This window comes from Agromyces sp. LHK192, assembly GCF_004006235.1.
In the GTDB taxonomy this organism is placed as follows: domain Bacteria; phylum Actinomycetota; class Actinomycetes; order Actinomycetales; family Microbacteriaceae; genus Agromyces.
This window is the reverse complement of the sequence record NZ_CP034753.1, coordinates 1,523,944-1,537,272: the sequence shown is the minus strand read 5'-3', so window position 1 is coordinate 1,537,272 and position 13,329 is coordinate 1,523,944. Positions and strand designations below refer to the sequence as shown.

Annotated in this window: 15 protein-coding genes; 3 read left to right on the top strand and 12 right to left on the bottom strand. The window is 69.8% G+C overall.

Annotated features, from left to right (window positions below; translation table 11 throughout):
- From ELQ40_RS06805 to ELQ40_RS06755, 11 genes are all read right to left on the bottom strand, one after another.
- The gene (locus tag ELQ40_RS06805; RefSeq protein ID WP_127793008.1) at positions 1-897 is read right to left on the bottom strand and encodes a F0F1 ATP synthase subunit gamma; all 897 of its coding nucleotides are present in this window, start codon (positions 895-897) and stop codon (positions 1-3) included.
- A gap of 48 nt (positions 898-945) precedes the next feature.
- The gene (gene atpA / locus ELQ40_RS06800) at positions 946-2,586 is read right to left on the bottom strand and encodes a F0F1 ATP synthase subunit alpha (RefSeq protein ID WP_127793007.1); all 1,641 of its coding nucleotides are present in this window, start codon (positions 2,584-2,586) and stop codon (positions 946-948) included.
- Between the two features lie 104 nt (positions 2,587-2,690).
- On the bottom strand, positions 2,691-3,485 hold the full coding sequence (locus ELQ40_RS06795; RefSeq protein ID WP_127793006.1) for a F0F1 ATP synthase subunit delta: 795 nt from the start codon (positions 3,483-3,485) through the stop codon (positions 2,691-2,693).
- A 3-nt stretch (positions 3,486-3,488) separates the two neighbouring features.
- Positions 3,489-4,052, bottom strand: a complete 564-nt coding sequence (locus tag ELQ40_RS06790) for a F0F1 ATP synthase subunit B (protein WP_127793005.1) — start codon at positions 4,050-4,052, stop codon at positions 3,489-3,491.
- 28 nt (positions 4,053-4,080) lie between these two features.
- A complete protein-coding gene (gene atpE / locus ELQ40_RS06785; RefSeq protein WP_022888426.1) occupies positions 4,081-4,314 on the bottom strand; it encodes an ATP synthase F0 subunit C in 234 nt (77 codons plus the stop codon).
- A gap of 43 nt (positions 4,315-4,357) precedes the next feature.
- On the bottom strand, positions 4,358-5,155 hold the full coding sequence (atpB, locus tag ELQ40_RS06780; protein WP_127793004.1) for a F0F1 ATP synthase subunit A: 798 nt from the start codon (positions 5,153-5,155) through the stop codon (positions 4,358-4,360).
- 171 nt (positions 5,156-5,326) lie between these two features.
- Positions 5,327-5,800 carry a hypothetical protein gene (locus ELQ40_RS06775; RefSeq protein WP_127793003.1) on the bottom strand — a complete coding sequence of 158 codons (474 nt, stop codon included), beginning with the start codon at positions 5,798-5,800 and terminating at the stop codon, positions 5,327-5,329.
- On the bottom strand, positions 5,797-7,116 hold the full coding sequence (locus tag ELQ40_RS06770; protein WP_127793002.1) for an MraY family glycosyltransferase: 1,320 nt from the start codon (positions 7,114-7,116) through the stop codon (positions 5,797-5,799). The genes ELQ40_RS06775 and ELQ40_RS06770 overlap by 4 nt, the downstream gene beginning before the upstream one ends.
- The gene (locus ELQ40_RS06765; RefSeq protein ID WP_127793001.1) at positions 7,113-7,820 is read right to left on the bottom strand and encodes an L-threonylcarbamoyladenylate synthase; all 708 of its coding nucleotides are present in this window, start codon (positions 7,818-7,820) and stop codon (positions 7,113-7,115) included. Before ELQ40_RS06765 ends, ELQ40_RS06770 begins: the two co-directional genes overlap by 4 nt.
- Before the next feature lie 114 nt (positions 7,821-7,934).
- Positions 7,935-8,765 (bottom strand): ABC transporter permease, encoded by an 831-nt coding sequence (locus tag ELQ40_RS06760; protein ID WP_127793000.1) that lies wholly within the window; start codon positions 8,763-8,765, stop codon positions 7,935-7,937.
- A 2-nt stretch (positions 8,766-8,767) separates the two neighbouring features.
- Positions 8,768-9,682, bottom strand: a complete 915-nt coding sequence (locus ELQ40_RS06755; RefSeq protein ID WP_127792999.1) for an ATP-binding cassette domain-containing protein — start codon at positions 9,680-9,682, stop codon at positions 8,768-8,770.
- A gap of 118 nt (positions 9,683-9,800) precedes the next feature.
- Here ELQ40_RS06755 and ELQ40_RS06750 point away from each other — a divergent pair, with 118 nt between their 5' ends.
- The gene (locus ELQ40_RS06750) at positions 9,801-10,748 is read left to right on the top strand and encodes a TetR/AcrR family transcriptional regulator (RefSeq protein WP_127792998.1); all 948 of its coding nucleotides are present in this window, start codon (positions 9,801-9,803) and stop codon (positions 10,746-10,748) included.
- A gap of 76 nt (positions 10,749-10,824) precedes the next feature.
- Here ELQ40_RS06750 and prmC read toward each other — a convergent pair whose 3' ends face one another.
- Complete coding sequence (prmC, locus tag ELQ40_RS06745) at positions 10,825-11,709, bottom strand: peptide chain release factor N(5)-glutamine methyltransferase (protein WP_127792997.1); 885 nt, start codon at positions 11,707-11,709, stop codon at positions 10,825-10,827.
- Positions 11,710-11,801: 92 nt separating this feature from the next.
- On the opposite strand from prmC, the gene cysK reads away from it, so the two are divergent.
- Both cysK and epsC read left to right on the top strand, forming a co-directional pair.
- Positions 11,802-12,737 (top strand): cysteine synthase A, encoded by a 936-nt coding sequence (gene cysK / locus ELQ40_RS06740; protein ID WP_127792996.1) that lies wholly within the window; start codon positions 11,802-11,804, stop codon positions 12,735-12,737.
- 4 nt (positions 12,738-12,741) lie between these two features.
- A complete protein-coding gene (gene epsC / locus ELQ40_RS06735; protein ID WP_127792995.1) occupies positions 12,742-13,320 on the top strand; it encodes a serine O-acetyltransferase EpsC in 579 nt (192 codons plus the stop codon).
- The last annotated feature ends 9 nt before the right edge of the window (positions 13,321-13,329 follow it).

Sequence of the window (13,329 nt, the reverse complement as noted above, 5' to 3'; positions counted from 1 at the left end):
TTACTTCTTGGTGACGAGCGCGTCGGCGCCGCCCACGATCTCGGCGATCTGCTGGGTGATCTCGGCCTGGCGCGCCTCGTTCGCAAGACGCGTGTAGTCGGTGATGAGCTTGTCGGCGTTGTCCGAGGCCGACTTCATGGCCTTCTGCGTCGCCGCGTGCTTCGCTGCGGCGGACTGCAGAAGCGCGTTGAAGATGCGGCTCTCGATGTACACCGGCAGCAGCGAGTCCAGCACCGTCTCGACGTCGGGCTCGAACTCGTAGAGGGGCTGGACGGTCGCGTCCGGCTCCTCGACGCCCTCGACGACTTCGAGCGGCAGCAGGCGCACGACCTCCGGGGTCTGCGTCATCATGCTGACGAACTTGTTGTAGACCACGTGGATCTCGTCGACGCCGCCGTCGGCCGCGTCGCGCAGGAACGCCTCGAGGACGGCCTCGGCGATGTCCTTCGCGAGCTCGAACTCTGGGTTCTCGCTGCTGCCGGTCCACTGGCGCTCGGAGTCGCGGCGACGGAACTGGAAGTATCCGACCGCCTTGCGCCCGACGAGGAAGTACACGACCTCCTTGCCCTGCGAACGGAGCAGTTCGCTGAGCTCCTCCGCCTCGCGAAGCACCTGCGAGTTGAACGCGCCCGCCAAGCCGCGGTCCGACGTGAGGATCACGACAGCCGCGCGCTCGATGGTCTCCGGCTCCGTCGTGAGGACGTGCTCCACGTTGGAGTACGTCGCCACCGCCGAGACGGCACGGGTGATGGCACGCGAGTACGGCGTCGTCGACGCGACCCGGGCCTGCGCCTTCTGGATGCGCGAGGCGGCGATGAGCTCCATCGCCTTCGTGATCTTCTTCGTCGTCTGGGCAGACTTGATCTTCTGCCGGTAGACCCGAAGTTGCGCTCCCATGTCTCTCCTGTATCCCTAACGTCCGAGGTTCAGCTCGTCCAGGATCGCCTAGCGGCGACCCTTGACGATCTTCTCCTGGTTGACGTCTTCCTCGGCGATGGCCTCGAACTGCTCCGAGCCGACCGAGGCGAGCGGCTTGCCCTCGCCGGTCTGGAACTCCAGCTTGAACTTGTCGATCTCGGCCTCGAGCGTCGCGACGTTCTCGTCGCTCAGGACGTTGGTCTCGCGGAGCTCGTTCAGGACGTTCGTGTTGCGACCGAGGTAGTCGAGGAGCTCGCGCTCGAAGCGCAGGATGTCCTCGACCGGGACCTCGTCGAGCTTGCCGTTCGTGCCGGCCCAGATCGAGACGACCTGGTCCTCGACGGGGTAGGGCGAGTACTGCGGCTGCTTGAGCAGCTCGGTCAGGCGCGCACCGCGGGCGAGCTGACGACGCGAGGCTGCATCGAGGTCGGACGCGAACATCGCGAACGCCTCGAGCGAGCGGTACTGCGCGAGCTCGAGCTTGAGCGTGCCGGACACCTTCTTGATCGACTTCACCTGGGCGTCGCCGCCGACTCGGGAGACCGAGATGCCGACGTCGACCGCGGGACGCTGGTTCGCGTTGAAGAGGTCGGACTGGAGGAAGATCTGGCCGTCGGTGATCGAGATCACGTTGGTCGGGATGTACGCCGAGACGTCGTTCGCCTTGGTCTCGATGATCGGCAGACCCGTCATCGATCCGGCGCCGAGCTCGTCGGACAGCTTCGCGCAACGCTCGAGCAGACGCGAGTGCAGGTAGAAGACGTCGCCGGGGTACGCCTCGCGGCCCGGCGGACGACGCAGCAGCAGCGACACGGCACGGTAGGCCTCGGCCTGCTTCGACAGGTCGTCGAAGATGATCAGGACGTGCTTCGAGTCGTACATCCAGTGCTGGCCGATGGCCGAGCCGGTGTACGGCGCGAGGTACTTGAAACCGGCGGGGTCGGAGGCCGGGGCAGCGACGATGGTGGTGTACTCCATCGCACCCGCGTCTTCCAGGGCGCCCTTCACCGAGGCGATGGTCGAGCCCTTCTGGCCGATCGCGACGTAGATGCAGCGGACCTGCTTGGTCGGGTCGCCCGACTCCCAGTTGGCCTTCTGGTTGATGATCGTGTCGATCGCGATCGCGGTCTTGCCGGTCTGGCGGTCGCCGATGATGAGCTGGCGCTGGCCGCGGCCGACCGGGATCATCGCGTCGATGGCCTTGATGCCGGTCTGCAGCGGCTCGTGCACCGACTTGCGCTGCATGACGCCGGGGGCCTGGAGCTCGAGCGCACGGCGACCCTCGATGCCGGCGATCTCGCCGAGGCCGTCGATCGGGTTGCCGAGCGGGTCGACGACGCGGCCGAGGTACCCCTCGCCGACGGGGACGGAGAGGACCTCGCCCGTGCGGGTCACCTCCATGCCCTCTTCGATGCCGGTGAACTCGCCGAGCACGACGACGCCGATCTCGTCCTCTTCGAGGTTCAGGGCGAGGCCGAGCGTTCCGTCCGCGAAGCGCACGAGCTCGTTCGCCATGACCGAGGGGAGGCCCTCGACGTGCGCGATGCCGTCGGCGGCGTCGGTGACGTACCCGACCTCGGTCTTCTGGGCCGCGCCCGGCTCGTAGTCCCGGGCGAACTCCGAGAGAGCCGAACGGATCTCGTCGGGGCTGATGGAGAGTTCTGCCATTGCCATTTCCTTTTCTGAGGGCCGAGGCCCTGTTCCTGTACCGCTCGTACAGCTACTGATATGTGTATGTCGCGGCGCAGGACGCCGGTGAGTGGGGGCCGGCGTCAGCCGGCGAGCTTCTGCCTCAGCGAGCTGAGACGGCTGGCGACGCTGCCGTCGATGACATCGTCGCCGATCTGCACGCGGACCCCGCCGAGGACGGAGGGGTCGACGATGGTGTCGAATCGGATGCCCCGGCCGGCGGTGCCGGCGAGGGTGCGGCCGAGTCGCTCGAGCTGGTCGCTCGTGAGCGGTACGGCGGTCGTCACGGTCGCGACGTCGTAGCCGCGCTGGTCGGCCACCACGCTCGCGGCGTGCTTGAGCATCTCGCCGATACGGCGGCCGCGAGGCTGCAGCACCAGATGGCGGACGATCGAGACCGTCGCCGGTGCGGCGACGCCGCCGAGCAGTCGCTCGACCAGTCGTTCCTTCGCCTCGGCGGCGCCGAGCTTGGAGCCCAGCGCGAGCTCGAGCTCCGCGTCGCCGGCGACGGTGCGGTCGAACGAGAACAGCTCGGAGTCGAGCTCGACGGACGTGCCTGCGGCGATCGCCGCGAGCCGGAAGCCGAGGTCTTCGAGCCCGGCGAGGAAGTCGTCCTGGCTGGACCAGCGGGCCGAGGCCGCGCTGACCAGGACGCCGCGCGCCTCGGTGCCGATGCGGGCTCCGAAGACCCCTTCGACCAGCGCGCGCTTCTGCGCGGCGTCGGCCTCGTTGTCGATGAGCGCCGAGCGCAGCTGCGGCGACCGGCCGATCAGCCGCGCCGCGGCGAGCAGGTCGTCCGCGGTGCGGAGCTCGACGGTGCCGAGCCCCGCGAGCGCGGCGCGGGTGCCGGCGAGGGCCTCCCTCGTTGCGCTACCCATGGATTACTTCGTCCCTCCGGCGGTGGCCTGCTCGGCCTCGAGGTCCGCGAGGAAGCGGTCGACGACGGCCTTGGCCTTCTGGTCGTCGGTGAGCGACTCGCCCACGACGCCCGAGGCGAGGTCGATCGCGATCGTGCCGACCTCGGAGCGGAGCGAGACGAGCGCCGACTGGCGTTCGGCGTCGATCTGCGCCTGGGCGCTCGCGGTCACGCGAGCGGCCTCGGACACTGCGGTGTCCTTGGCCTCGGCGACGATCTTCTTGCCGTCTTCGCGGGCGGTCTCGCGGATACGACCGGCCTCGGCCCGCGCGTCGGCGAGCTGGGCGGTGTACTCCTCGAGTGCCGCCTCGGCCTTGCGCTGCGCCTCGTCGGCCTTCGCGATGTTGCCCTCGATCGCCTCGGCACGCTCGTCGAGCATCTTCTGCACGCGCGGGAGCACGTAGATCCAGAAGAAGACGAGGATGATGACGAAGCAGACCGACGACCAGATGATGTCGTACCACTCCGGGATCACCGGGCTGGGGCTCTCGCCACCCTCGGTTGCAGCGCTCAGAACTGCATGAAGCACATTGGCCTCCTCGGTTGGGGCGGTCGGGTCAGACGAAGATGAAGTACGTCGCGATGCCGATGAAGGCGAGCGCCTCGGTGAAGGCGATACCGATCCACATCAGGACCTGGAGGCGGCCGGCCAGCTCGGGCTGACGGGCGACGCCCTCGATGGTCTTGCCGACGACGATGCCCACGCCGATGGCGGGGCCGATGGCGGCGAGGCCGTAGCCGACCGTCGCGATGTTGCCGTTGATCTCAGCGAGAACGGTGGTTGCGTCCACGTTGGGTTTCCTTTCTTGGGGATGGTTCGGGCGGGTGCCCGGCTCAGTGCTCTTCTGCGACCGCGAGCTGGATGTAGACCGCGGTGAGGAGGGCGAAGACGTAGGCCTGCAGGACGGCGACGAGGATCTCGAACAGCGTGAACACGAAGCCGAACGCGAGCGTGCCGACGCCGAACAGGGTGTACCACCCGCCGGCCGTGAAGAAGAAGAACTGCGTCGCCGCGAAGAAGAGCACGAGCAGGAGGTGACCGACGATCATGTTCATCATGAGTCGGAGGGTCAGCGTCACGGGCCGGATGACGAAGGTCGAGATCAGCTCGATCGGCGTCACGATGATGTAGACCGGCCAGGGCACGCCCGAGGGGAAGAGCGAGTTCTTGAAGAAGTTCTTGGGGCTCTTCTTGATGCCCGCGTAGATGAAGGTGACGTACGAGACGATCGCGAGGACCAGCGGCACGCCGATGACCGAGGTGCCGGCGATGTTCAGGAACGGGATGATGCCCGTGATGTTCATGAACAGCACCATGAAGAAGATGGTGGTCAGGATCGGCAGGAACCGCTTGCCGTCCTTCTTGCCGAGCAGGTCGTACGCGATGTTGACGCGGACGACGTCCAGGCCCATCTCGACGAGGCTCTGGAAGCGGCCGGGCACGACGCGCATGCGGCGCGTGCCGAGCCAGAAGACCAGCAGCAGTGCGATGACCGCCACGAAGCGGACCAGCATGATCCGGTTGATCTCGAACGCGGTGTCCTCGAAGAGGAGGGGGCCGGGGAAGAATTCGTCGATCGACGGCCCGTGGAATTCACCATCATCGGTTGCAGTCGGAACCAGCAGGTTCACAGCGGTAGCTAGCAGCGCTATCTCCTGTTTCGGGGCGTGGAGCTCGGCTCTCGCGTCGTCGAACATCGGAACGGAATCCGCACACGCCGAGGCGGTGGGATTTCCGTGGGGGATCGCCCATACTCTAGCAAGACTTCTACGAGCGGACGAATTGAACCGGGAATCTCCGGTTCAGTCCTCGGTCGGCGCCTTCGGGAGCTGGACATCGCTCGCGTAGGGCAGCCGAGAACGCGCGACGACGAGCACGTCGACGACGAGCGAGGCGATGACGCCGGCCACGATGCTGAGGAACAGGACGGTGCCGTTCAGCCACGGCGCATCCCGCAGCACGAGCACCAGCACGATGAAGAGCACGAACTTCAGCAGCCATCCGCCGAGGACGATCCCGAAGAACGCGCCGACGAAGAGGTCGCTGCCTGCGAACCGGTTCGCGAGCAGGATGCTCGCGGCCGTGATGCCCATGAAGACCACGGCCATCACGGTGCCGACCAGTGCGCTCACGAGCCCGTCGACGCCGGCGAACACCAACCCCAGCACGGCGGAGACCACCAGGATCACGGCGGCGAGCACGCCGCCCCAGACGAGCGCTCGCCTGAGCACGGGGTTGGAGGTGGGGGTTCGGCTGGCGCCGGGCGCGTCGGTCATCGGGCTCCGTTCGGGGGTCCGGGCGATTCTACCGGCGCGGACTGCGCCGGAGCCGGGAGCCCGGTCGATGCCGGCTCGTCCCCCGATTCGGCCCGCTCGGCCGACGCCGAGAGCTCGTCCATCCCGACGAGTGCCTGCGCTGCGTCGCGTTCGGCCGACGGCGTCTCCTCGGCCGTCACGGTGAGTCGCTTCCGGCGCCCCAGCGGAGCGAGCGTCAGGACCGCGCACACGACGAAGCCGACGCCGATGAACGCCAGCGCCCACCGCGCGCTGGTCTGCAGGTATACGGGCAGGACGTACGTGAGGAGGCATCCGATCGCGACGACCGCCGTCCAGCCGTAGAGGATCAACACCGCGTTGAGGTGGGTGTGGCCCATGTCGAGCAGACGGTGGTGGAGGTGCTTGCGGTCGGCCGAGAACGGCGACTTGCCCGCCCGCATGCGCCGGAGGACGGCCATGGCGAAGTCCAGCAGCGGGATCACGAGCACCGCGAACGGCAGGATGATCGGGATGAATGCCGCGAAGAGGTCTTCGATGCCGACCGCTGCCGGGTTGATCTGGCCGGTGACCGCGATGGCCGAGGTCGCCATGAGCAGGCCGACCAGCAGCGCCCCCGCGTCGCCCATGAACATCTTGGCCGGATGCCAGTTGATCGGCAGGAAGCCGGCGAGCGCCCCGACCAGCACGACGGCGATGAGCGAGGCCAGGTTGAAGTAGTTGAACGGCGAGGTCTGCTGCACGATCAGGTAGGTGTAGATGAAGAACACGCCGTTGGCGATCAGCGTCACGCCCGCGACGAGGCCGTCGAGGCCGTCGATGAAGTTCACGGCGTTCATCACGAGCACGATGACGAACACCGTGACGATCGCGCTCATCCAACTCGAGCCCACCGTGATGCCGCCGATCGGCAGGGAGACGATCGAGACGCCCTGCCACGCCACGAGTCCCGCGGCGATGAACTGCCCGGCCAGCTTGGTCATCCAGTCGAGGTCCCACAGGTCGTCGGCGACCCCGAGCAGCACGATCAGCAGCGCCGCGCCGAGGATCGAGAGCACCTGTGCGGGGTTCTCGAAGATGATGGCGACGAGCGAGAAGCGGGTCTCGCCGAACGTCGAGATGAGCCAGGCCGCGCCGAGCGCGACGACGATGGCGATGAAGACGGCGATGCCGCCCAGGCGCGGGGTCGGCCGCGTGTGCACGTCGCGTTCGCGGATCTGCGGGTACAGCTTGTACTTCAGCCCGAGCTTCCACACGACGATGGAGCAGACGAAGGAGACGAAGCCCGCGAGCAGCGCCAGCGCGACGAACAGGGTCATGCGTCGGCCGGCTCCCCCTCGGCGACGGGCGGCTGGAACGCCTCCTCGCCGACGACCTCGATGAGCTGCTCGCGGGTGATCACCCCGGCGCGCACGATCCGCAGGTGGTCTCCCGTGGCGTCGACGATGGTCGAGGAGAGGTCGCCGGGTCGCTCCCCCACTGCCTCGTACGACTCGCCGGCCGCGCCGCCGTCGAGGTAGACCGCGACGGAGTCGCCCAGCATGTCGACCGCGGCCTGCGCGGTCGACGCGGCGGGCTGTCCGCTGAGGTTGGCCGACGAGACGGCGAGCGGCCCGGTCTCGCTGAGGAGCTCGAGGGCGATCCGGTGGTCGGGCATCCGGAGCGCGACCGTGCCGCGGGTCTCGCCGAGGTCCCACTGCAGCGACGGGTGCGCGTGGAGCACGACCGTCAGCCCGCCCGGCCAGAACGCCGCGACGAGCGCGCGCACGCTCTCGGGGATGTCGCGCGCGAGGCCGTCGAGCGTCGGCACGCCGGGGATGAGGACCGGCGGAGGCGAGGTGCGGTCGCGGCCCTTCGCGTCGAGGAGCCGCTGCACGGCCTCGGCGGAGAAGGCGTCGGCCGCGAGCCCGTAGACGGTGTCGGTCGGGAGCACGACGAGCTGGCCGCGCCCGATCGCGCCGCGCGCGAGGCGCATTCCGGTGAGCAGGTCGGCATCCACCGAGCAGTCGAAGATCGCAGTCATGACCGCTCGATTGTAGACCCGCCGCCGGGGCAGGACCGGTGACCCATCGCCGATGAGCGGATGCCCCGGGCGGGGCATCCGCTCATCGTTCCGGTTCGTCGTCGGCGGCCCCGCTCAGCGGCGCCCCGCCTTGCGGCGGAACAGCCAGGCGCCCCACCAGGCGGCGAACGCGATGATGCCGGCGCACCAGCCGATCGCCCACCATGCCGAGTCGCCCATCGGCGTGCCCATGAGCAGGCTTCGGATGGTCTCGATGATCGGCGTGATCGGCTGGTTCTCGGCGACCCATTGGAGCCAGTCCGGCAGGGTCTCGACCGGCACGAACGCGCTGGAGAGGTACGGCAGGAACAACAGGATGAAGCCGTAGCCGCTGGCCGCGTCGGGACTGCCGGCCGCGAGGCCGATCGCCGCGAAGAGCCAGGTGATCGCGAGGATGTACAGCGCGACCATGCCGATCGCCCCGATCCATTCGAGCGGGCCGGCGGTCGGCCGGAACCCGACCAGGAGGGCGACCCCGATGACGATCGCGGTGGCGAGCAGGTTGCGTACGACGCTCGAGACGACGTGGCCGGCGAGCACCGCGCCGGCGTGCAGCGGCATGGTGCGGAACCGGTCGATGATTCCCGTCGACATGTCGCGTGCCACGTAGACGGCCGTCGAACTCGCGCCGAATCCGGCGCACAGCAGGATGATGCCGGGCACGACGTAGTCGACGTAGCCGCCCGACGGGTCGAGTGCGCCGCCGAACACGAACGTGAACAACAGCATCAGCATCACGGGCAGCATGATCGCCATGAGCAACGTCTCGCCGTCGCGGATGGAGTGCGTGAGGCTGCGGCGGATGAAGACGGCCTCTGCGGTGACCGGCCCGAGGCGGGGTCGGGGCCGGAGGACGTCCCCGGCAGCGCCCCGGCTGCCTGCCGGGACCGAGGTGAGCGTGGTCATGATCAGCCCTTCGTCGAGGCGAGGTCGGCGGCCGCGCGCGGCGCGCCGCCGGCCGTGATGGACAGGAACACGTCGTCGAGGCTCGGACGGCGCACGGTCACGTGCGATCCGGGCAGCGCCGACGCGGGGTGCCGGTCGAGCTCGTCGATCGCGGCGCGGAGGCCGTGCACGCTGCCGTCGGTGGGCAGTTCGGCCAGGAGCGCGTCGTCGGCGTCGCGGAGTTCGACGACCTCTCCCCCGACGCGCGCCTTGAGCTCGGCCGCGGTGCCCTCGGCGGCGAGTCGCCCGCCGTCGAGCACGGCGATGCGGTCGGCGAGCCGGTCGGCCTCCTCGAGGTACTGCGTGGTCAGGAGGATGGTGGCGCCGGCCGACGCGATCTCGCCGATCACGGCCCAGAGCTCCTGCCGGCTGCGCGTGTCGAGCCCGGTCGTCGGCTCATCGAGGAAGAGCACGGGCGTGGGCACGACGAGGCTGACGGCGAGGTCGAGCCGACGCCGCATGCCGCCCGAGTAGGTCTTCACCTGCCGCTTCGCGGCGCCTGCGAGATCGAACCGCTCGAGCAGCTCGTCGGCTCGTGCACCGGCCGCCCGGCCGCCCAGACCGGAGAGCCGGCCGAGCATGACCAGGTTCTCGCGCCCGGTGAGGATCTCGTCGACGGCGGCCTGCTGGCCGGTGAGGCTGATGCGCGAGCGCACGGCGTCGGGCTCGCGCGCGACGTCGTATCCGGCGACGAGCGCGGTGCCCGCATCGGGCTTGAGCAGCGTCGTGAGGATGTTGATCGTGGTGGTCTTGCCTGCGCCGTTGGGTCCGAGCAGCGCGAACACGGTTCCCTCGGCGACGGCGAGATCGAGCCCGTCGAGCACCGTGGTCCTGCCGAATCGCCTGCCGAGGCCGCGGACGTCGATCGCGAGGGTCATGGCCTGCGCCTTCCGTTCGTGGTTGTGTAGGTCGTAAACTGTGTATGGCATCCACACACGGTTTAAGTAATACACAGAACTAGGATGGACGCAAGCCCATCGCCGAGAAAGGTTCCGGATGACCGTCGACACCCCGCCCGACCGCGGCGACGCCGAACTCCCCCGCGGCATCGCGCTCGCCTGGGGTGTCGCCGCGAACCCGCAGCGCGGGCCCAAGCGCGAACTCTCGATCGAGCGCATCGTCGAGGCCGCGGTCGAGATCGCCGACGCCGAGGGGCTCGGCGCCGTCTCGATGAGCCGGGTCGCGCAGTCGCTCGGCTACACGACCATGTCGCTCTACCGTTACGTCACCGGCAAGGACGACCTGCTGACGCTCATGCAGGAGTTCGGCACGGGCGTCCCGCCCGAGCTCGGCTCCGATCTCGATGCCGACGACTGGCGCGGACGCCTGCGATTCCTCGCCGCCGAGAACCTCCGCCGCTACCTCGAGCACCCGTGGGTCCTCGACATCCCGATCGACGGCACCCCCGCGACACCGAACAACGTCGCCTGGATGGACGCGATGCTCGAGGTGCTCGCCGACCTGCCGGTCGACGAGTTCGAGCGGGTCGCGCTGATGCTGCTGTACACCGGCAACGTCCGCTGGCGCGGGATCATCGAACGCTCGTACACCGAGGCCGCGCGGAAGGCGGGCATCGACCCCCAGGAGATCGACGACGCCCGCAACGACATCCTCGACACCCTCGTGACCGCCGAGGAGTTCCCCTTCGTACGCCGCGCCATCGACGCCGGCGTCTTCCGCGACGAGTACGCCGATCCCCTCGCGTTCGGCTTCGAACGCATCCTCGACGGCGTGGCGGCCTACGTCGGCGAACGCGCGGCCGGGATGCCGCGGGCCGACCCCGAGCCCTTCCACGACGACGGCGACCCGGCGGTGCTCGCCGACAGGAAGGTCAAGGAGGCCCAGCGGGCCCGTCGCGACGCCGAGAAGCGACTGCGCGACGCCCGCAAGGTCGAGCGGCTCGCGCTCAAGGACGCGCGCGCCCGGCTGTCATCCCGCTCCTGACGCCCGCGGCGTCCGTCGCCGCGCGGTCGTCAGCGCACGAGTGGCTCACCTCACGCTGCGCCGGCGCACGATGGGCTCAGCGCACCGCGGTCGTCGCCCGGTCGCGGAGCGTGAGGTCGCGGTGGTGCGAGATCGCCCGCCAGCCGTCGGCCGCGAGCAGCGCGGCGATCGCGGCAGACTGGTGCTCCGCGTGCTCGACGACCAGCACACCCCCGGGCCGGCACAGGGCGAACGCCCGCCGCGACAGCACCCGGATCACGTCGAGGCCGTCCTCCCCGCCGTAGAGCGCGACGGCCGGGTCGAACCGGTGCACCTCCGCGTCGACGGGCACCATCGCGGCGGGGACGTACGGCGGGTTCGACACGACGACCGCGACCGTGCCGTCGAGCTCCGGCAACGCGTCGGCGAGGTCGCCGGCGACCAGCTCGACGTTCGCGGCACCCACCTCGTCGAGGTTGCGTCGCGCCCACTCGAGCGCCTCGGGCGACAACTCGACGGCGTGCACTCGGGCGTGCGGCACCTCCGTCGCGAGCGCGAGGGCGATCGCGCCGGTGCCGGTCCCCAGGTCGACGGCGACCGGTTCGGGCTCGGCGGCCGCACGCAGCGCGTCCACGGCGAGCTGAGCGACCGTCTCCGTCTCGGGCCGGGGCACCAGCACGCCGGGGCCGACCAGCAGGTCGAGCGCGCGGAACGGCGCCCGACCCGTGAGGTGCTGCAGCGGCTCGCGCGCAGCGCGACGAGCGACGAGCGACGCGAACACCGAGGCATCCGACGCCGAGAGCCGGTCGCCCATCACCATGCGCGCCGCCAGCGCACCCCGCGACAGGTCGAGGACGTGCCCGAGCAGCAGGTCGGCGTCGACCTCGGGGTCGGGGACCCCCGCGGCCGAGAGTTCGACTGCGGCGGCATCGCGCGCCTGACGCAGGGTCGGGGCCGGGGCATCCGGTGCTGGCGCATTCACGCAATGGAATGTAACGCACGGTACGCGACGCCGCCGCGCTCCTAGGCTGATCTGAGTCCCCGCACGACCCAGCCCGAAGAGGAGCCCCGCACATGGCAAAGGTCTACGACAACATCACCCAGGCCTTCGGCGGCACCCCGCTCGTGCGCCTGAACCGCATCACCGACGGTTCCGCGGCGACGGTGCTCGCGAAGCTCGAGTTCTACAACCCCTCCGCGAGCGTCAAGGACCGCCTCGGCGTCGGCATCGTCGACGCCGCCGAGGCCGCCGGCGCGCTGCAGCCCGGCGGCACCATCGTCGAGGGCACGAGCGGCAACACCGGCATCGCGCTCGCGCTGATCGGCGCCGCTCGCGGCTACAAGGTCATCCTCGCGATGCCCGAGACCATGTCGGCCGAGCGCAAGGCGCTGCTCAAGGCCTACGGCGCCCAGCTCGTGCTCACGCCGGGCTCCGAGGGCATGAAGGGCGCCGTCGCGCGCGCCGAGCAGATCGCCGCAGAGACCCCGGGCGCCGTGCTCGCCCGCCAGTTCGAGAACGAGGCGAACGTCGAGATCCACCGGCGCACCACTGCCGAGGAGGTCTGGGCCGACACCGACGGCGGCGTCGACATCTTCGTCTCCGGCATCGGTACCGGCGGCACCCTCTCCGGCACCGGACAGGTGCTCAAGGAACGCAAGCCCGAGGTGAAGATCGTCGGCGTCGAGCCCGCCGAGTCGCCGATCCTCAACGGCGGCCAGCCCGGCCCGCACAAGATCCAGGGCATCGGCGCGAACTTCGTGCCCGACATCCTCGACCGCGACGTCTACGACGAGATCATCGACGTGAACATCGACCAGGCCGTCGCCACCGCGCGCCGCCTCGGCCAGGAGGAGGGCATCCTCGGCGGCATCTCGTCGGGCGCGACCGTGTACGCGGCGCTCGAGCTCGCGAAGCGCCCCGAGAACGCCGGCAAGACGATCGTGGTCATCGTCGCGAGCTACGGCGAGCGGTACCTGTCCACGGTCCTGTACGAGGGTCTGCTTGACTGATCGGGTGCCGATCCTCTCTCGCCTGAAGGAAGACCTCGCGACCGCCCGCGCCCACGACCCGGCTGCACGGAGCGATCTCGAGGTCTTCCTCGCGTATTCAGGCCTCCACTCGATCTGGGCCCACCGCGTGGCGCACCGCCTCTGGGTCGCCGGACTCCGGCTTCCCGCGCGACTGATCTCGCAGGTCACCAGGTTCCTCACCGGTATCGAGATCCACCCGGGGGCCACGATCGGCCGGCGGTTCTTCATCGACCACGGCATGGGCGTGGTGATCGGCGAGACCGCGGTGATCGGCGACGACGTCATGCTGTACCACGGGGTCACCCTCGGCGGGAAGGCGCCGCGGAACACCCCTCCGGGCACGAAGCGCCACCCGACCCTCCACGACGGCGTGACGGTCGGCGCCGGGGCCAAGATCCTCGGCGACATCACGATCGGCGCGTGGAGCGCCGTCGGCGCGAACGCCGTCGTGACCCGCGCTGCTCCCGCCCATTCCCTGCTCGTCGGCGTGCCCGCGGTGCCCCGGCCGCTGTCGGCGGCGACCGCCGACTCGGCGCGCGGCGTCCACGACTGGCACATCTAGCCCGCCGCG

Bases quoted from the DNA above. Each gene is read 5' to 3' on its own strand.
- ELQ40_RS06805 (WP_127793008.1), bottom strand. From the start codon at position 897: ATGGGAGCGCAACTTCGGGTCTACCGGCAGAAGATCAAGTCTGCCCAG.
- atpA (WP_127793007.1), bottom strand. From the start codon at position 2,586: ATGGCAGAACTCTCCATCAGCCCCGACGAGATCCGTTCGGCTCTCTCG.
- ELQ40_RS06795 (WP_127793006.1), bottom strand. From the start codon at position 3,485: ATGGGTAGCGCAACGAGGGAGGCCCTCGCCGGCACCCGCGCCGCGCTC.
- ELQ40_RS06775 (WP_127793003.1), bottom strand. From the start codon at position 5,800: ATGACCGACGCGCCCGGCGCCAGCCGAACCCCCACCTCCAACCCCGTG.
- ELQ40_RS06770 (WP_127793002.1), bottom strand. From the start codon at position 7,116: ATGACCCTGTTCGTCGCGCTGGCGCTGCTCGCGGGCTTCGTCTCCTTC.
- ELQ40_RS06765 (WP_127793001.1), bottom strand. From the start codon at position 7,820: ATGACTGCGATCTTCGACTGCTCGGTGGATGCCGACCTGCTCACCGGA.
- ELQ40_RS06760 (WP_127793000.1), bottom strand. From the start codon at position 8,765: ATGACCACGCTCACCTCGGTCCCGGCAGGCAGCCGGGGCGCTGCCGGG.
- ELQ40_RS06755 (WP_127792999.1), bottom strand. From the start codon at position 9,682: ATGACCCTCGCGATCGACGTCCGCGGCCTCGGCAGGCGATTCGGCAGG.
- ELQ40_RS06750 (WP_127792998.1), top strand. From the start codon at position 9,801: ATGACCGTCGACACCCCGCCCGACCGCGGCGACGCCGAACTCCCCCGC.
- cysK (WP_127792996.1), top strand. From the start codon at position 11,802: ATGGCAAAGGTCTACGACAACATCACCCAGGCCTTCGGCGGCACCCCG.